This window comes from Leucobacter salsicius M1-8, assembly GCF_000350525.1.
GTDB lineage: Bacteria > Actinomycetota > Actinomycetes > Actinomycetales > Microbacteriaceae > Leucobacter > Leucobacter salsicius.
Genome location: NZ_AOCN01000022.1, coordinates 219,383 through 237,646, shown reverse-complemented (window position 1 = coordinate 237,646; position 18,264 = coordinate 219,383). Strand labels below are relative to the sequence as shown.

Annotated in this window: 17 protein-coding genes, 1 tRNA gene and 1 other RNA gene; 6 read left to right on the top strand and 13 right to left on the bottom strand. The window is 63.8% G+C overall.

What is annotated here, in order from left to right:
* Positions 1–52: 52 nt before the first annotated feature.
* The 4 genes from ilvN to C795_RS0110155 all read right to left on the bottom strand — a co-directional run bounded on the left by ilvN (position 53) and on the right by C795_RS0110155 (position 4,545).
* Positions 53–562, bottom strand: a complete 510-nt coding sequence (ilvN, locus tag C795_RS0110170; protein WP_017793653.1) for an acetolactate synthase small subunit — start codon at positions 560–562, stop codon at positions 53–55.
* A gap of 3 nt (positions 563–565) precedes the next feature.
* Complete coding sequence (locus C795_RS0110165) at positions 566–2,359, bottom strand: acetolactate synthase large subunit (protein ID WP_033349516.1); 1,794 nt, start codon at positions 2,357–2,359, stop codon at positions 566–568.
* Positions 2,360–2,443: 84 nt separating this feature from the next.
* Positions 2,444–4,138, bottom strand: coding sequence for a dihydroxy-acid dehydratase (ilvD, locus tag C795_RS0110160; RefSeq protein WP_017793651.1), 1,695 nt, complete (start codon positions 4,136–4,138; stop codon positions 2,444–2,446).
* A 164-nt stretch (positions 4,139–4,302) separates the two neighbouring features.
* On the bottom strand, positions 4,303–4,545 hold the full coding sequence (locus tag C795_RS0110155; protein ID WP_017793650.1) for a hypothetical protein: 243 nt from the start codon (positions 4,543–4,545) through the stop codon (positions 4,303–4,305).
* Positions 4,546–4,722: 177 nt separating this feature from the next.
* Here C795_RS0110155 and C795_RS0110150 point away from each other — a divergent pair, with 177 nt between their 5' ends.
* From C795_RS0110150 to C795_RS0110130, 5 genes are all read left to right on the top strand, one after another.
* Positions 4,723–4,923 (top strand): hypothetical protein, encoded by a 201-nt coding sequence (locus C795_RS0110150; RefSeq protein WP_017793649.1) that lies wholly within the window; start codon positions 4,723–4,725, stop codon positions 4,921–4,923.
* Positions 4,924–5,029: 106 nt separating this feature from the next.
* A complete protein-coding gene (nhaA, locus tag C795_RS0110145; protein WP_017793648.1) occupies positions 5,030–6,304 on the top strand; it encodes a Na+/H+ antiporter NhaA in 1,275 nt (424 codons plus the stop codon).
* A gap of 119 nt (positions 6,305–6,423) precedes the next feature.
* Positions 6,424–6,495 (top strand) — tRNA-Lys (locus tag C795_RS0110140).
* An 84-nt stretch (positions 6,496–6,579) separates the two neighbouring features.
* Positions 6,580–7,389 carry an inositol monophosphatase family protein gene (locus tag C795_RS0110135; RefSeq protein WP_017793647.1) on the top strand — a complete coding sequence of 270 codons (810 nt, stop codon included), beginning with the start codon at positions 6,580–6,582 and terminating at the stop codon, positions 7,387–7,389.
* A 57-nt stretch (positions 7,390–7,446) separates the two neighbouring features.
* On the top strand, positions 7,447–7,845 hold the full coding sequence (locus C795_RS0110130; RefSeq protein WP_017793646.1) for a DUF3054 domain-containing protein: 399 nt from the start codon (positions 7,447–7,449) through the stop codon (positions 7,843–7,845).
* A gap of 95 nt (positions 7,846–7,940) precedes the next feature.
* On the opposite strand, the gene gap is transcribed toward C795_RS0110130, so the two are convergent.
* The 8 genes from gap to yczR all read right to left on the bottom strand — a co-directional run bounded on the left by gap (position 7,941) and on the right by yczR (position 16,036).
* A complete protein-coding gene (gap, locus tag C795_RS0110125) occupies positions 7,941–8,939 on the bottom strand; it encodes a type I glyceraldehyde-3-phosphate dehydrogenase (protein ID WP_017793645.1) in 999 nt (332 codons plus the stop codon).
* Positions 8,940–9,068: 129 nt separating this feature from the next.
* Positions 9,069–10,046, bottom strand: a complete 978-nt coding sequence (locus tag C795_RS15755; RefSeq protein ID WP_033349513.1) for a GlxA family transcriptional regulator — start codon at positions 10,044–10,046, stop codon at positions 9,069–9,071.
* Positions 10,047–10,114: 68 nt separating this feature from the next.
* Positions 10,115–10,487: a transfer-messenger RNA gene (gene ssrA / locus C795_RS16945) on the bottom strand.
* A 147-nt stretch (positions 10,488–10,634) separates the two neighbouring features.
* The gene (gene smpB, locus C795_RS0110115; RefSeq protein ID WP_026139592.1) at positions 10,635–11,111 is read right to left on the bottom strand and encodes an SsrA-binding protein SmpB; all 477 of its coding nucleotides are present in this window, start codon (positions 11,109–11,111) and stop codon (positions 10,635–10,637) included.
* A 129-nt stretch (positions 11,112–11,240) separates the two neighbouring features.
* Positions 11,241–12,155, bottom strand: a complete 915-nt coding sequence (gene ftsX / locus C795_RS0110110; protein WP_017793642.1) for a permease-like cell division protein FtsX — start codon at positions 12,153–12,155, stop codon at positions 11,241–11,243.
* Positions 12,152–13,393 carry a cell division ATP-binding protein FtsE gene (ftsE, locus tag C795_RS0110105; RefSeq protein WP_017793641.1) on the bottom strand — a complete coding sequence of 414 codons (1,242 nt, stop codon included), beginning with the start codon at positions 13,391–13,393 and terminating at the stop codon, positions 12,152–12,154. Before ftsE ends, ftsX begins: the two co-directional genes overlap by 4 nt.
* A 53-nt stretch (positions 13,394–13,446) precedes the next feature.
* A complete protein-coding gene (gene prfB / locus C795_RS0110100) occupies positions 13,447–14,556 on the bottom strand; it encodes a peptide chain release factor 2 (protein ID WP_017793640.1) in 1,110 nt (369 codons plus the stop codon).
* Positions 14,557–14,599: 43 nt separating this feature from the next.
* On the bottom strand, positions 14,600–16,036 hold the full coding sequence (gene yczR, locus C795_RS0110095; protein WP_017793639.1) for a MocR-like transcription factor YczR: 1,437 nt from the start codon (positions 16,034–16,036) through the stop codon (positions 14,600–14,602).
* Positions 16,037–16,097: 61 nt separating this feature from the next.
* Between yczR and yczE the strand changes: the two genes are divergently transcribed.
* A complete protein-coding gene (gene yczE, locus C795_RS0110090) occupies positions 16,098–16,805 on the top strand; it encodes a membrane protein YczE (protein ID WP_017793638.1) in 708 nt (235 codons plus the stop codon).
* On the opposite strand, the gene C795_RS0110085 is transcribed toward yczE, so the two are convergent.
* Positions 16,777–18,195: an APC family permease gene (locus C795_RS0110085; protein WP_017793637.1), complete on the bottom strand. Its 1,419-nt coding sequence runs from the start codon at positions 18,193–18,195 to the stop codon at positions 16,777–16,779. The genes yczE and C795_RS0110085 overlap by 29 nt on opposite strands.
* Positions 18,196–18,264 lie beyond the last annotated feature (69 nt).

The following is an 18,264-nucleotide window of genomic DNA, read 5'->3' as shown; positions in this document are numbered from 1 at the left end:
CCCCCGCGCCCCGCCCTACGAGCCGCAGGATGACACTGCGCTCCGCGCGGTGTCAGTTCTTAAAGACGCGCTCGGTAATCGACTTCGAACCGCGGCCCATTGCAATGAGCCCCGACTGCGCGATTTCCTTAATGCCGTACTGATCGAGCACCTTGAGGAATGCTTCGATCTTGCTACTGTCACCCGTGACCTCGATGGTCAGGGCGTCGGGCACCACGTCGACGACGCGGGCACGGAACAGGTTGACGGCCTCAAGCACGTGCGAGCGCGACTGATTGTCGGCGCGCACCTTGATGAGCACGTGTTCGCGCTGCACCGAGCTGGAGGTATCGAGCTCGACGACCTTGATCACATTGATCAGCTTGTTGAGCTGCTTCGTGACCTGCTCGAGCAGGGTCTCGTCTTCATCAACGACAACCGTGATGCGTGAGAGCCCCTTCATCTCGGTGGGTCCCACTGCAAGCGACTCGATGTTAAAACCGCGTCGGGCAAAGAGCCCCGCTACACGGGTCAACAGGCCGGGCTTGTCCTCTACGAGGAGGCTGAGTACGTGACGTGCCATGGTTTACTCGTCCTCCCACTCGGGGCTGTGTTCAAGGGCGTACTGAATGTCGCTGTTCGACGTACCCTGGCGCACCATCGGCCACACCATTGCGTCGGCGCTCACAACGAAATCGATCACGACGGGGCGATCATTCGTCTCGAGGGCCAGCTTGATTGCGGCATCGACGTCTTCCTCGCGCTCGACGCGAATGGCCAGGCAGCCATACGCCTCGCCGAGCTTCACGAAGTCGGGCACGCGAGGCGAACCGTGGCCCGTGTTCAGCTCGGTATTCGAGTAGCGACCATCGTAAATGAGGGTCTGCCACTGGCGCACCATGCCGAGCGACGAGTTATTGATGATCGCAACCTTGATGGGAATGTTATTCACCACGCAGGTGGCGAGCTCCTGGTTCGTCATCTGGAAGCAGCCGTCTCCGTCGATCGCCCAGACAACGCGATCCGGTTCTGCGACCTTGGCACCCATTGCGGCCGGCACCGAGTAGCCCATGGTGCCAGCGCCGCCCGAGTTGAGCCAGGCGTGCGGGCGCTCGTACTTGATGAACTGTGCGGCCCACATCTGGTGCTGACCCACGCCCGCGGCGTAGATTCCCTCGGGGCCGGTGAGCTCACCGATGCGCTGGATCACATGCTGCGGCGACATCAGGCCGTCCGTCGTGCCCTGGTAGCCGAGCGGGTACGTCTTGACGAGGCCGTTGAGCCGCTCCCACCAGGCCGACATGTCAGCGAACTCGCGTGACAGCTTTGCGGTCGACACCGCAGCAATGAGGTCAGAAATCACCTCGGCGGCATCGCCCACGATCGGCACATCGGCCGCGCGGATCTTGCCGATCTCGGCGGGGTCGATATCTGCGTGGATCACCTTGGCATCGGGAGCGAACAGCGCCGATTTGCCGGTAACACGGTCGTCAAACCGTGCACCGAGCGTAATCAGCAGGTCTGACTCCTGCAGCGCGAGCACGGCCGGTACAGTGCCGTGCATGCCGGGCATACCCATGTGCTGGGGGTGCGAATCCGGGAACACGCCGCGCGCCATGAGCGTGGTCACGACGGGCGCGCCCACGAGCTCGGCGAGCTGCTTGAGTTCCTCTGCAGCGCCAGCGCGAACCACGCCGCCGCCCACGTAGAACACGGGGCGCTCAGCCTGAGCGATCAGGTCTGCTGCGGCCTGGATCTGTTTGCTGTTCGCCTTCGTGATCGGGCGGTAGCCCGCAAGATCGACGCGGGGGTCCCACACGAAATCGAGCGGGCCCTCCTGCGCGTCCTTCGTAATGTCGACGAGCACCGGACCGGGGCGGCCCGACGAGGCGAGGTGGTATGCCGCAGCGAGCGCACCGGGGATGTCTTCGGCCTTCTTCACCAGGAAGGAATGCTTGGTGATCGGCATCGTGATTCCCACGATGTCGGCCTCCTGGAACGCATCCGTTCCCATGAGGTGCGAGAACACCTGGCCCGTGATGGCCAGCATGGGCACCGAGTCCATGTAGGCGTCGGCAATTGCCGTCACGAGGTTCGTGGCGCCGGGGCCGGAGGTCGCGATGCATACGCCGACGCGACCACTCGAGCTCGCGAAGCCTTCTGCCGCGTGGCCGCCGCCCTGCTCGTGGCGCACCAGCACGTGGCGAAGCTTCTTCGCGTCCATGAGTGCATCGTAGAGGGGCAGCACTGCGCCACCGGGGAGTCCAAATACATCGGTGACGCCGAGTGCTTCAAGGCTGCGCACGACAGCTTCAGCACCGTTCATGCGCTCACCGCGCCGATCAGGTATGGGTGGAGTTGCACTCGAATCCGAGGTCATTGCTTTCTTTCGTCTGGATGGTGGCTGACGCGTCAGATGCGTCGCGATCGTGCATTCGAGCAGCGATCGCGACGCACAAGAGAGTTAGCCGGTGATGGCGCCCTCTGACGCGGAGTGCACGAGCTTGGCGTACTTTGCGAGAACGCCGCGCGTGTACCGCGGGGGAAGCGGGGCCCAGTTGTCTCTGCGGGCCTCAAGCTCAGCGGGGTCTACCAGCAAGTCGAGCGTTCGTTGGGCGATGTCGACCCGAATCAGGTCACCGTCACGCACCAGTGCAATCGGACCGCCATCGGCGGATTCCGGTGCAATATGGCCGATGCACAGGCCGGTTGTGCCGCCTGAGAATCGTCCGTCCGTTAATAGTAGTACATCTTTTCCGAGCCCGGCGCCCTTGATGGCGGCGGTGATGGCCAGCATCTCGCGCATGCCCGGGCCACCCTTGGGTCCCTCGTAGCGAATTACTACGATGTCACCCTTACTAATAGCACCCTCTTCGAGGGCGTCCATCGCGGCGCGCTCACGCTCGAACACGCGCGCGGGACCCTCAAAGAACTCGGCGTCGAAGCCGGCGGTCTTGACGACTGCGCCCTCGGGTGCGAGCGTTCCGTTGAGGATGGTGAGTCCACCGGCCTCGTGGAGGGGATCATCGAGCTGACGAATCACCTTGCCATCGATGGGTGCCGGATCAAGATCGGCAATGTTCTCAGCCATGGTCTTGCCGGTCACGGTCATGACGTCGCCATGCAGGAGGCCTGCGTCGAGCAGCGCCTTGAAGACGACGGGCATGCCGCCTACGCGGTCAAAGTCCTCGGCCACGTACTGACCGAAGGGCTTCATGTCTGCCAGGTGCGGGGTCACCGCACCAATGCGCGTGAAGTCCTCGAGCGTCAGATCGACCTCGGCCTCGCGGGCGATTGCGAGCAGGTGGAGCACGGCGTTCGTTGAACCGCCGAGCACCATGGCGACCGTGATGGCGTTTTCAAACGCCTTCTTGGTCAGGATGTCGCGGGTCGTGATGCCCTTACGCAGCAGGTTGACGACGGCCTCACCGGCGCGGTGCGAGAAGTAGTCGCGGCGGCGATCAGCGCTGGGCGGTGCCGCCGATCCGGGCAGGCTCATGCCGAGCGCCTCAGCAACACACGCCATGGTGTTGGCGGTGTACATGCCGCCGCAGGCGCCCTCGCCGGGAGCGATCGCGCACTCGACGCGCTTGAGGTCTTCCTCGCTGAGCGTGCCCGCGACGCAGGCACCGACGGCCTCGAAGGCGTCAATGATGGTGACCTGCTTCTCGGTTCCGTCAGAGAGCTTCACCCAGCCCGGAGCAATCGATCCGGCGTACAGGAACACGGACGCGAGGTCGAGACGCGCCGCGGCCATCAGCATGCCGGGGAGCGACTTGTCGCAGCCCGCAAGCAGTACCGAGCCATCAAGGCGTTCGGCCATCATGACCGTCTCGACCGAGTCGGCGATGACCTCGCGCGACACGAGCGAGAAGTGCATTCCCTCGTGACCCATCGAGATGCCATCGGACACCGAAACGGTGCCGAACTGCATCGGGAAGCCGCCGCCCGCGTGTACGCCTTCTTTGGCGCCCTGTGCAAGTCGGTTAAGGCTGAGGTTGCAGGGGGTGATCTCGTTCCAAGAGCTGGCGATGCCGATCTGCGGCTTCTCCCAGTCCTCGTCGCCCATTCCCACCGCACGAAGCATTCCTCGCGCTGCAGCCTTCTCAATTCCATCAGTGACGTCGCGACTCCGCGGCTTAATGTCAATCTCTGCCATGCGGCCAGTCTATGCCCTCGCACATGCCGCAGGCCGCCCTCGGGGCCGTGCGCCGAAGTTTCGTCGGCGATTCAGCGCAGCGGTCCGAGAAACAACAATGCCGGGGCCCAAAGGGCTCCCGGCATCGTCACGCACTAGCGCGCGTCTACATACGTTCGCGTCCGCTACTTACCCAGTGCGGGAAGCACGGTGAACGGCAGAGCGAATCCGATGGTGCTCGCAGCGAGGCCGCCAACGAACAGCCACAGCTCGGTCACTGCACCGACGGTGATGTTAAAGCCGTAGCTCATTAGCACGATACCGCCCAGGGACAGCACGATTGACAGCACGAAGAAGACCGCTGTAATTGCGCTCACTCCACCGCGCGAGCTCTCCTCGAACAGCGCCTCGGTGTTCTCTTTCGCCATGTTCCGGCATCTCCTTAAATTCAGGCGGCCGCTCGTTCGGCCATATCTAAGACTGCGCCCGCATGCGGGACTTTCTCCTAAGACTATCGCACCCGTGCACGGTCCTGAGACATACCGACTCGCATCGTCGATAGGATTGCGACACGCGCCGCAACCGGCCCCTTAAGAGGAGGAATCGTGGAGATTGGTAAGTACGTCACCAGCCCCGCAGTGATTGGCGCCGCACTCGGCGCAATCGGTGTGGCACGAAAGTCAGCGACAATGCGCAAGGACTGGCGCAGGTATCTCGTATGGGGCACCTGGCTCGCGGGCGTCGCACTTGCGGTCGCCAGCGTCGCTATGCAAGAGCAGGATCAAGAGTTTGATGGCACGAAGTAGCCACAAGTGGTTCCACTGGGCCAGCCTCGTTCGCTAGGCTATTGCGTGGTGTGTCGGGAAGCCTGGTCGACAATTTTGTTCGGCTACCCGAAATCGAAGGTGTTCAATGAACAACCCAGCCCACACCCCCAACACACACAGCACCCGCGGCCGCAAGCGCCGCATCCTGTCGCTCGTCAATAAGCGCGAGGCAGCACGAGTCAGTCGACTTCTGCGTGCCGAGCTTGTCGGCGGCATCATCATCATGGTCGCGGCAGCTCTGGGATTCATCGCCGCCAACAGCCCCCTCGCCGACGGATACTTCGCCCTGCGCGACACCCGCATTGGCCCTGAGGCCCTGCACCTCAACCTCACGCTCGGCCAGTGGGCTGCCGACGGCCTGCTCGCGATCTTCTTCTTCATGGTCGGCCTCGAGCTCAAGCGCGAGTTTGTCGCCGGCGCATTGCGTAAGTTCTCGACAGCCGTAGTGCCCGTCGCCGCCGCGGTTGGCGGCGTCGCAGTGCCCGCCCTCATTTACTTCGCCATCAACAATGGCGGCCCCGGCAGCCACGGCTGGGCGATTCCCACCGCAACGGATATCGCGTTTGCCGTGGCGGTACTGGGCCTGCTCGCGCCCCGCATCCCCCCCGCGCTGCGCATGTTCCTACTGACGCTCGCGGTGGTCGACGATCTCTTCGCAATCACCATCATCGCGATTTTTTACACCGCAGAGATCAATTTCCTGCCGCTGGCGCTCTCGATCGTGCCGCTGGCGCTCTACGCGTTCATCGCGCACCGCTTCCCCGCTCGCCTCGCTCGCGGCATGTGGGGCCCCTGGCTCATCATGTTGCCCCTCGGCATCGTCGTGTGGGCCCTGTTCCACGCCTCGGGCATCCACGCGACGATCGCAGGCGTGCTGCTCGCGTTCATGATTCCCGTCTCGGGCCGCCGCGGAACCCCGCTCGCCGAGGTGTTCGAGCACCGGTTCAGCCCGCTGTCAACAGGCATTGCCGTGCCAATCTTTGCGTTCTTCGCGGCGGGCGTCGCCGTGGGCGGCGACTCCAACTTCCCGTTCGACCCCATTGCAATCGGTGTACTCGTCGGCTTGGTGGTGGGCAAACCCATCGGCATCACCCTGACCACCTGGGCAATCACCAAGTTCACGCGCGCAGAGCTTGATCCGGCAGTGAAGTGGCGGGAGATCATCGGAGTGGGCGCACTCGCCGGCGTTGGGTTCACTGTGTCGCTCCTGGTCACCGAGTTGAGCTTCTCCAACGAGGCCGACGCAGACACTGCCCGCCTCGCTGTCATGGTCGCTTCACTCGTTGCCGTGGCTGTTGCCGCGTGCTTCCTCGTACGCAAGCCCAAAGCCCACGCGCTCTCCCAACCTCCTCGCCCGTAGCCGGTCGCACACCGCGCCACGCCCGGAGTTGCCAGTCGAATTTAGGGCAGCTCCGGGGCCGTGCTAAAGTAGTTCTTGTTGCCGCGGCAGTGAGAAACACACTGACAAGGCAGCGGTAAGCACCTCTAGCTCAATGGCAGAGCAATTGACTCTTAATCAATGGGTTCCCGGTTCGAGTCCGGGGGGGTGTACAGGAAACGAAAGGCCTGACTAATTTAGTCGGGCCTTTCGTGTATCCAGAACGTATTTCTCGCCGACTATGGAAAGCGTGGCCGATGACCGCCCAGCCCTTCACCCACTCGGAAGATCTCAAGTTTGCGCTTGAGCTCGCAGATCTGGCCGACTCAGTTGCGCTCCCCCGCTTCCGAGCCGCCGACCTCACGATCGAAACCAAGCCCGATCGCACGTTTGTCACCGACGCGGATCAGGCGGTCGAGGCCGCGATCCGGCGCCGGATCGAGGAGCAGCGTCCCGAAGACAGTTTCTTTGGCGAGGAATCCGGTCGTGCCGACCGCGGCTCGCGCCGCTGGGTCATCGATCCAATCGATGGCACCTCAAATTTCTTGCGCGGCGTACCCAACTGGGCCGCACTCATCTCCCTCGAGGTCGACGGCGTACCCACCGTGGGAGTCGTGTCCGCGCCCGCCTTTGGCGCCCGCTGGTGGGCAGAGCTGGGCGGCGGGGCCTGGGGCCAGCAGCAGGGTGAAGAACCGCGCAGGCTGCAGGTGTCGGGCGTCAAGGACCTCGAGCACGCCTCACTCAGCTTCCAGAGCATTCAGCAGTGGGATCTCGCTGGCTACTTGAACCCACTCATCGCACTGTCGCGTGCGGTGTGGCGCGATCGGGCCTATGGTGACATGTGGTCGTACATGCTGCTCGCCGAGGGGCTGGTGGACATCGTCGCCGAGTTTGATGTGAAGCCCTACGATCTGAGCGCACTCGTGCCGATCGTGCGTGAGGCCGGCGGACGGTTCACCGACATCGACGGGGCAGAGAGCGCCTGGAACGGCAGCTCACTCGCCACCAATGGCGCCCTGCACGACGCCGTCCGAGCGGTGATCGACGCCGCGACCGAGGGCAGCTAAGCCCTCAGCCGCAGGGATTCAGCGCCTCACGGGGTCGCCCGCAATAGACTGGCACCGATGACTTCGCAACGCTCACCCCAGGTTTCCTCGCTCACCATCGCACTTGCATTTGTGTGCGACGCCGCGCTGGTGACGCTCTTTGCCGGCCTCGGTCGCTCCGAGCACGCGCGCGAAGCCACGCTTGTAGGGCTCCTCGAGACGGCCTGGCCGTTTCTCGCAGGCCTCGCGGTGATGTGGCTCGCCACCCTCGCGTACCGTCGCCCACTCGAGATCGTGCGCACGGGAATTCCCGTCTGGATCGGTACGGTCGCGATCGGCATGGGGTTGCGTCTACTCACCGGATCCGGCGCAGCATTGCCCTTCGTGCTGGTGGCGACGATCACCCTGGCGGTGTTTCTGCTGGGCTGGCGCGCGATCGCCGTGCTCGCAGCACGCCTGCGACGCCGTACTCGGTAGTTTGCTACTGCTGGCCGACGCTTAACCCGCGCCGCACGAGCACAGAAGAGCCGCCCCGACGAATCGTCGAGGCGGCTCTTCAGGTTGCAACGGGGCTATGCCGCGAGCATCTCGAGCGCCTGCGCGGCGCGGTTCGAGAAACCCCACTCGTTGTCGTACCAGGCGACAACCTTCACCATCTTGCCCGAGACGCGGGTGAGTTCTGAGTCGAAGATCGAGGAGTGCGCGTTACCGACGATGTCGCTCGACACCAGCGGCTCCTCCGAGTACTCGAGCACTCCGTTCAAGGGGCCGCCTGCGGCCGCACGGTAGGCTGCGAGCACCTCATCACGAGTCACCTCTCGCGCGACGATCGCGTTGAGCTCGACAATTGATCCGACGGGCACGGGCACGCGCAGCGAGTCGCCCGAAAGCTTGCCGTCGAGGTTGGGCAGCACGAGCCCAATCGCCGCGGCGGCGCCGGTGGAACTGGGAACGATGTTGAGCGCGGCGGAGCGTGCGCGGCGGAGGTCGGAGTGCGGCGCATCGACCAGCCGCTGGTCGTGCGTGTACGCGTGCACCGTGGTCATGAAGCCCTGCTCGATGCCGGCCAGGTCGTCGAGGACCTTGGCGAGCGGCGCGAGGGCGTTCGTCGTGCACGAGGCATTGGAGACGATCGTGTGCGTCGCGGCGTCGAACTTGTCGTCGTTGACTCCGAGCACGACCGTGAGGTCTGCTCCCTTGGCGGGAGCGCTGACGAGCACTCGCCGAGCCCCTGCCTCGAGGTGCTTAGAGGCGCCCTTACGCGAGGTAAAGTGGCCGGTCGACTCAAGCACGACGTCGACCTTTAGCTCACCCCAGGGCAGCTGGGACGGGTCTTGCTCGGCAAAGATCTTGATGCGACGCTCCCCCACGATGAGCACATCGCCGTCGACCGAGACGTCAAAGGGTGCCTTGCCGTACACGCTGTCGCGCGCAAGCAGATGGGCGAGCGTGGCGGCATCGGTCAAGTCATTGATCGCAACCACTTCAAGGTCGCTCCCCTGCTCCATGATCGCGCGCAGTACGCCGCGACCGATTCGTCCGAACCCGTTAATTGCCACTCGAGCGGTCATGAATCTGTTCCCTTTCAACGGAGACATTGTTACCTGATTCAAGAATGGCGAACACGGTGCGACGCGGCCAGTGGCAGTTATGCCACAGTTCGAACGAATACTGCCAACACGCCGCTTCGGGCTGCGCAGTCAGCTCCGGCCGGGGCCGTCCCCGCCCGAATCGTTCTGCACTTCACGCGAGAAAGCCCTGCGGTACTCAGAAGGGGTTGTGCCGAGCACGCGACGAAAATGGCGCCGCAGATTCGTGGCGGTGCCAAGCCCTACCAGGTCGCCAATTGCGTCGACGCCCAGCTCAGTTTCCTCCAGCAGCTCGCGTGCACGATCCACGCGCGCGCGCATCACCCACTGCATGGGGGTGTATCCCGTCTCGTCGCGAAACCGGCGCGCAAATGTGCGCGGCGAGACGACCGCGTTCTCGGCAAGCTTCTCGATCGAGATGGGTTCATCGAGGCGCTCCAGCGCCCACTGGCGGGTGCGAGTGAACCGCTCGCCGTACGGCTCGGGCACGCTCTGCGGAACGTACTGGGCCTGGCCGCCGCTGCGGTACGGCGCCGCCACCAGGCGTCTAGCCGCGTGATTGGCCACCGCCATTCCCGCTTCCTGGCGCAAGATGTGCAGGCACAGGTCGATCCCCGAGGCCGCGCCGGCCGAGGTGAGCACCGAGCCCTCGTCGACAAACAGCACGCGCTCATCGACCCGAATCTCAGGGAACTGCTCCGCCAGGGTGCGGGAGTAGTGCCAGTGAGTCGTGGCACGACGCCCGTTGAGCAGCCCCGTGGCTGCCAATGCGAACGCGCCGGTCGATATGGCCGCGATGCGCGCGCCACGGGCGTGAGCGGCGCGAAGCGCCTCCAGGAGCTCCACAGGGGGCGCGTCCAGCTGAGGAGTGCGATACCCCGGAATAAAGACGAGGTCGACGCCCTCAAGCGCTTCCAGTCCATGTTCGACGTGATAGCTCAGCCCGTCGCCGCCAGCAATCAGTCCGGGACGCACCCCGCACACTTCGACGGTGTACGGCATGCTGGAGCGCCGCGAAAACACCTGCGCGGGAATGCCCACGTCGAGGGGCTTGGCGCCCTCCAGGACCACCACGGCTACGCGCTTCATAGTGCATCAGCCTACCGGGTGCCGTACGCGACGAGAGGCGACAACGCCACAGTGCATAATATGAATTCCGGTGGAGCCGCGGGGAATTGAACCCCGGTCCACTTCGACGATTCCGTGCCTTCTACGGGTGTATTTCGTGAAGACGTTCTACTCGGCCCCGTTCTTTGCCACGAACAGCTAGTACGACAGGCCCAGCCTCAGCAAAAGTCCCGGCACGCCCTGAGACGCAACGTGCCAGCAAGCCTCCTAAATGACGTCAGGAAACCGGGGCGGAGGCACACCCGGCCTGACGGACTCGGTCTCGTGCTTAGGCAGCGAGAGCGAAGTCGGTGCGCTTAACGTTTGCACCTATTGTTTTGCGAAGGGCGTTAACGAGATAACTCCGCATCCTCGACCCGCTTCTCACAGTCTCCAATCGACGTGTCGAAACCGATCGGCCCCTGAATCAACGCCGTGAACGGCGAAGCCTAGGGCATTCACATTATGCACTGTGGAGTTATCAAATCCGGCACGAGGCCGGATCTTTATGGTAGCACCACTTACCCCGGCCAGCATTCAGCTTCAACAATCAGCCGAGGCAGGCGCGGGCTAGTCCCCGGTCTGGTTGCGCTGCCGCATCGCCCGCTCGGCCTCGCGGGTGTCCTGCCGCTCGCGCAGCACCTGCCGCTTGTCGTACTCCTTCTTACCCTTCGCGAGTGCGATCTCAACCTTGGCGCGACCGTTTAAGAAGTACAGGCGCAGTGGCACGATCGTCATGCCACCCTCGCGAGTCTTTTGGTACAGCTTGTCAATCTGCTGCCGGTGCAGCAGCAGTTTGCGCTTGCGCCTGGGCGCGTGGTTCGTCCAGGAACCATTCAGGTACTCGGGAATGTAGGCGGTATCGAGCCACGCCTCGCCGCGCTCGATGAAAACGTAGCCGTCCACGAGCGATGCGCGGCCCATGCGCAGCGACTTAACCTCGCTGCCGGTAAGCACCATGCCCGCCTCGTAGGTGTCGATGATGTGGTACTCATGCCGAGCCTTCTTGTTCGAAGCGATCAGCTTCTCACCGGTCTCCTTGGGCATGGTCACGTCCTTCCTTGCGAGGCATGTCGTTTGCGGCACATGCCGCAAGTTCCGGATCCGGTGCGTGCGGTGCCACCGCACGCACCGGATCCGGCAGAGGTCTCCCAGCCTATCGCGGGCCGGTCTGCGCTACACGCGCAGGTATCTCGCGATCGCGATCTTGGCGGCAATTGCAGAGAGCACCGCACCCAGGATCAGCAAAATCGGGGGCACGATGAGCGATTGCTCGACCGTAATGTAGCTGGTGAAGGGCACCTCTGTCACCAAGAAGTCCTGCACAAAGAACTTGACGATGGCGACCGAGGCCGCGCCCGCGAGCACCGCCCCGATGAGGGCGGCGATGATGCCCTCCAATATGAAGGGTGTTTGAATGAAGCGGTTCGAGGCACCGACCAGTCGCATGATGCCGATCTCGCGCCGACGGGAGAAAGCCGACAGCCTGATCGTCGTCGAGATGAGCAGCATGGCCGCCACCAGCATGAGGCCAGCGATCGCGATCGCGGTGTAACTCGCAACCCCCAGGAACAGGAAGATGCGATCAAGCAGACTGCGCTGGTCAGACACGCTTTGCACACCGGGAATGCCAGCAAAGGTCTCCTGAATAATCTCGGAGCGCGACGGATCCTTGAGCTTCACCCAGAAGGTCTGGTTGAGCTGATCCGGCTTCGTGATGTCCAGGATCGGGTTGCCCTTGAACTGTTCCTTGAACTCTTCGTACGCCTGTTCGTGCGTCACGAAGAAGTAGTCATCGACATACGGGGCGAGGATGTCAGACTTCAGCGCGTCTTCGACCGCGTTGATCTCTTCTTCCCCGGCGTCCGTGCCCGCGCAGGTGGCGGTTTCGTCGTAGTCGGTGCACAGATAGATCGCAACCTGAGCGCGATCAAACCAAAAGGTCTTCATCTGCTGGATCTGCAGCTGCATCAGAATCGCGGTGCCCACAAATGTGAGCGACACGAACGTCACCAAGATCACCGAAATGACTACGGAGAGGTTGCGGCGCAGGCCGCTCCCGACCTCACCGAGTACGAGCCCAAATCTCATCGCACAGGCCCCACATCTGTCTGGTCATCGTTCGTAGGTTTGAGTCCGAGGTGCTCGGCCAGGCTGCCCGTTTCAGACATCCGCACGGCATCCATCGGCCGGTCGGGGTCAAGGAAGCTCGGAATGCGCTTCGCCTGCGGGCCCGCATCGTGCGTATCGGTAAAGTCGTCGTCAATCTCGCTATCGGGGTCACCGAAGGGAGCCGGCTCACGATATACCGATGCCTCGCGCGGGGGCTCGGGCAGCTCGATTGCTGCGGGCACCTGGGCCTCGACCGCCTGAGCGTCAACGCCCTGCGGCTCGGCGGGTGGCAGATCGGTGTTCTGCAGCTCGGTGTTCTGCGATTCAGGCCCCTGGGCCACGGTGGGCTCTGGATCCTGCACTGCGGGAGCGGCATCGACCGCTGCCGCCTGGGGAATAGCAGCGCCCTGATCGTCAACTTCACCTGTTGCCGGGGCGACTTCCTCGGGAGCGAGTGCGGCACGCACCACTGCTTCTGTCGTGCGCAGCGCCTGCATGCTCTCGGCCGACAGGTCTGCGACCGGGATCGACGCCGTCTCGCCGTAGCCGCCGCCGACCTCGTCGCGCACGACGATACCGTTCGACAGCTCGACCACACGCTGCTGCATGATGTCAACAAAGGTTGCCTCGTGGGTCGCCATCACCACGGTGGTGCCCGACGCGTTGATCGCACGCAGCAGCTGCATAATGCCCAGGCTGGTAGCCGGGTCGAGGTTACCCGTGGGCTCATCGGCCAGAAGGATTGCGGGCTTGTTCACGATCGCTCGCGCGATCGCGACGCGCTGCTGCTCGCCGCCCGAGAGCTCGTGTGGAAAGCGCTTAGCTTTGTTCGCTAGGCCGACCATCTCAAGCGTGTCGGGCACTGCCTCCTGAATGAAGCCGCGCGACTTGCCGATCACCTGAAGGGTGAAAGCTACGTTGTCGTAGACGGTCTTGTTCTGCAGCAGCCGGAAGTCTTGAAACACGGTGCCGAGGTTGCGCCGAAAGTAGGGAACCTTCCGCGACGAAATCTTACTGAGGTCTTGCCCCAGCACATGAATTTCGCCGCTCGACTGCTGATCCTCGCGCAAAATCAGGCGCAGGCAGCTCGACTTGCCGGAACCGGAGGCACCCACAATAAACACGAACTCGCCACGGTCGACCTTGAGGTCGATGCCGTCGAGCGCGGGCTTTTGTGTTCCCCGGTACTTCTTGGTGACGTTTTCGAAGAGAATCATGACAGGTTGACCCTATGCCCCACGGCTGACAACTGGTCGCAGGCGCGCTGCAACTAGTCGTTCTTTGTCAGCGAGCGCCAGCGAATACCGGCCGCGATGAAGCCGTCGATCTCACCGTCGAAGACCGCATCAGGCTGCGTGGATTCAAAGCCCGTGCGCAGGTCCTTGACGAGCTGCTGTCCGTAGAGGAAGTACGAGCGAATCTGGTCGCCCCAGCTCGCGGTGACCGAGCCAGCGAGCTCCTTCTTCTTGGCCGCTTCCTGTTCCTTTTGCAGCAGCAGCAGGCGCGTCTGCAGCAGGCGCATTGCGGCGGCGCGGTTCTGGATCTGCGACTTCTCGTTCTGCATCGAGATCACGATGCCCGTGGGCAGGTGGCTGATACGCACGGCGGAGTCGGTCGTGTTGACCGACTGCCCGCCGGGGCCGCTTGAGCGGTACACGTCGACGCGAATGTCGGTTTCGGGAATATCGACCTCGGTGGCCTCTTCCAAGAGCGGAATGACCTCGACACCCGCAAAACTTGTCTGGCGTTTATCGGCCGAGCCGAACGGGCTGATGCGAGCCAGGCGGTGCGTGCCCGCCTCGACCGAGAGCTTGCCGAATGCGTAGGGAGCATTGAGCTCAAACGTCGCCGATTTGATGCCCGCGCCCTCAGCGTAGGAGGTGTCGAGCACCTTTGCCGGCACGTCGTGGTCCTCTGCCCAGCGCAGGTACATGCGCAGCAGCATCTCGGCGAAGTCGGTGGCGTCGTCACCACCGGCTCCCGAACGGATCGTCACGACGGCGGCCCGCTCGTCGTACTCCCCGGAAAGCATGGTCTGTACCTCAAGATCTTGCATGGCAAGTTCGAGTGCGTCGAGTTCGGCCATGGCCTCCTGCTCGGAGTCCCCATCCTCCATCTCCACGGCAAGCTCTGCGAGCACCTCGAGGTCGTCGATGCGCCCCTCCATGCCGCGCAGCTTCTTGACCCGGGCCTGGCGGTGCGACAGGCCGCTCGTCACTTTCTGCGCGGCGGCGGGGTCGTCCCAGAGTCCCGGGGCGGCCGCCTGCTCCTCGAGCTCGACAATTTCGCGGTCGAGCTTCGGCAGATCAGTCACCGCCGCAATGTCGGCGTAGGTGGACCGGATCGCGCGGATGCGTGCACTGAAATCGATATCGAGCATGATGTCACGATTCTATCGCGATGCGGCCGGGCCCGACGCGACGCTAGAGCAGCGAATCTTCTCGCACCGGCATCGTGGAGGCCGAGCCGCGCACACGCCATGCATCGGCAAGCCGCCCCACGACGTCGGAGATGTCGGCGAGCGGCAGCGTAAAGGGTACGCGCAGGAACCGTTCAAAGACGCCCGGGCTGCCAAATCTGGGTCCCGGGGTGAGCCTGACGCCTCGGACTGCGGCCTCCCGCGCGAGCGCAGTGCTACGTTGGGCCCCCAGGTCAACCCAGGCACATGCCCCGCCCTCGACGAGGGAGGGGCGCCACTCGGGCAGCTGCGTCGCCAGCTCGTCGATGAGCAGCCGGTGCTTGCGGGTGAGCTCCTGGCATCGGTCCTGCAGGATCTCGTCATAGCGTTCAAGTGCATACGTCGCGAGCACTTGTTCCCAGACCCCCGTGCCGAGATCCCCCACCCGCCGCTCCGTCTCGAAGCGATCAATCAGCTCGGGTGCAGCCCGGATCCATCCGATGCGCAGCCCTCCCCACACCGTCTTGCCCAACGACCCAACCGTAATGATCGCGTCCTGCTGATAGGCGTGTTCGGCCGCCGCGGCGAACGGCAGCACAGTTCGCACGTTTCCCAACGTGAGCTCGGCCGTGGTCTCGTCGACGAGCATGTGACTCCCCTGCGCAGCCAGGGTAGATATGAGTGCGGGGCGCAGCGCACTCGGCATGCTTGTGCCGGTCGGGTTCTGGTGATCCGGGATCAAATAGGCCAGCCTCGGCCCCACCCGCGATGCGATCTCTAGGGCTCCCGCACGATCGCGTGTCGTCACTTCGACCGGCAACTCGGCGATGAGCGCGCCGGTCGAAGCCAGAGCGGCGCGCGCGTGGGGGTAGCTGGGTGACTCGATGAGCGCCCGATCGCCGCGGGACAACAGTGTGCGAGCAACGAGGAAGATCGCATGCTGCGCCCCGAGCGTCACCATGATCTGCTCGGGGGTCGTCGACAGCCCGCGCCGGGTGTACCGCTCGGCGATGGCCTGCCGCAGCACGGGATCGCCGATCGTGTCATAGCCCGGCAGGGCAAACGCGTCGGGGCGTTCAGCAAATGCCCGCTGCCCCAGTGCAGCCATTCCCGACCAGGCCTGCGGGGTGGCCTGCGTGAGATCGAAGACCTCCTCTCCTTGGCCACCGGTTGACGAGGCGTTGAACGGCCGTGGCGCGCGGAGCACGGTGCCGGAGCCCTGCCGCGACACCGCCACCGCGCGCTCACGCAACCGCTGGTAAGCCGCAGTGACCGTCGTGCGACTCACCCCGAGGGCTTCTGCGAGGCCCCGTTCTGCCGGCAACGCCGTGCCGGGTGCGACCGCGCCGTCGCGCGCGAGCAGCTCGATCGAATCCGCCAACTCCAGGTAGCTGTGGCCAGCACCGCGCCACTCGCCGAGTAGCTGGAGCAGGCGTCGGGCGGTGAGGCGCTGGGCGATCATGAGGCCAGCATACGCCGATTGGCACCTTGCCGACCAGGCCAGTTTGCGGTGAACTGGCTTCATGCTCATCCGAATCCCGCGTCTCATCATCGGCCTGCTCCTCTTTGGCATCGCCGACGCATTCATGATGCGCGCGGGCCTTGGCGTAGGTCCGTGGCTCGTGTTTGCCCAGGGCCTTTCGCACGCCACGGGCATCGGCATTGGGCTTCTCACGAACATCATTGGCCTGGTCGTCCTCCTCGCCTGGATTCCGCTGCGCCAGCGCCCGGGCATCGGCACCGTGCTCAACATTCTGCTCGTGGGCCCCGGGCTCGAACTGGGGCTCTGGATGTTCCCTACTCCCGAGCTTCTCGCCGTACGCATCGGCTACTTTGCGTTCGGCCTCGCCCTGCTCGCCGTAGCGAGCGGAATCTACATTGGCTCGCACCTGGGCCCCGGTCCGCGCGACGGCCTCATGACGGGTCTGCATTCCAGGTTCAACGTTCCCCTCTGGGCGGGGCGCACCGCGATTGAGGTGACCGTACTGATTGTCGGATGGGCCCTCGGCGGCGATGCGTGGATCGGCACCGTCGTCTTCGCGGTGCTGATCGGCCCACTGTGCGGCATCACACTGCCGCTCTTTGATCCGGATCTCAGGCGTTCCGCCAAGACGCCAAAACCCCGCCCGGAAGCGGGCGGGGTTCTGACTTCAGGCGATCCGGATCAGGATCAGGATCAGGCCAAGGGGGATCCTGAGGAGGCTATTCTGCGATCTCAGGAACCTTGTTGAAGCCGGTCACGGGCTGATCCTCGTCGAACGCGGCGACCTTCTTCTTGAAGCCCTTCGTGAGGTACAGCAGGTAGGCCAGGCCGATCAGGGTCCAGATGACGCCGCCGATCAGGGCATCGAGGTGCAGGTTGACCCACAGGATCACCGTCATGCCGAAGCCAATGACCGGCATCACGATGTACTTGAAGATGTCGCGCGGAGTCTTGCGGCGGCCCTGGCGGATCGCAAACCAGGCGATCACCGAGATGTTCACAAACGAGAACGCGATGAGCGCGCCGTAGTTAATGAACGCGGCGATCATCTCGAGCGTGAACGCAATGGCCAGCATGCAGATGGCACCGGTGAGCACGATGTTGAACGTGGGCGTGTGCGTCTTGGCATTAATGAAGCCGAAGTACTTCTTGGGGAGCACGTTGTTGCGGCCCATCACGAGCAGCATGCGCGACACCGAGGCGTGCGAGGCGAGGCCCGACGCGAGAGTCGCGGCGAAGCCCGCGGCGGTGAGCACGGCCATGAGCACGGGGCCACCAACGGCTTCACCCATGAGGGGCAGCGTGGAGTCCTCAATGAACTGCATGTCTCCGCCAGGTGCGAACTCCTCCCAGGCGGGGAAACGCAGCTGAGCAAAGTAACCGGCGATCAAGAAGATCGCGCCACCGATCAGCACGGTGAGCATCAGCGCGCGCGGCACGAGCTTGGGGCTGCGCGCCTCTTCGACATACATGGTCACGGCGTCGAAGCCGATGAACGAGAAGCAGACTATGGTCGCGCCCATGAGCACGGCCCCAGCGGTCACGCCGTCGTGGAAGAAGGGCTGCATGTCTGCGACCGAGCCGACGCCTTCGCCGCCCGCAAGCTGCGCCCACACCATCACGATAAACACGGCCATCACGATGATCGAGAACACGAGCAGAATGCCGTTGAGGTTCGACGTGCCGCGCATCGTGAGGTAGATCACGCTCGTCGTGAGTACGCAGTAACCCACCACCCAGATCCACCCCGGGACTCCGGGGAAGATTGCCTCGAGGTAGCTGCGAATGATGAGACAGTTCACCATCGGCAGCAGCATGTAGTCAATGAGCGAGGTCCAGCCGACCAGGAACCCAACGTTGGGGTGCATCGACTCACGCACGTACGTGTAAGCAGAACCAGCGCTCGGAATCGCGCCCGCCATCTTGCCGTAGCTGACCGCGGTGAAGACCATCACGATCAACGCTACGAGGTACGCAAGCGGCACCACGTTGTCGGTATCGCGGGCCACCATGCCGAACGTGTCAAACACCACCGTTGGCGTCATGTAACCGAGGCCCAGGCCCACGATGGCCCACAGGCCAAGATTTCGCTTGAGGGAGGCGCCCTTGGCGACTCCGGGTATTGCCGTTTTGGACATCTTTGTTCCTCACGATCGTCGTGATCGCGATGGAGACGCTCGCCCCATCGCGTAGTGGTGTCGCGAGAT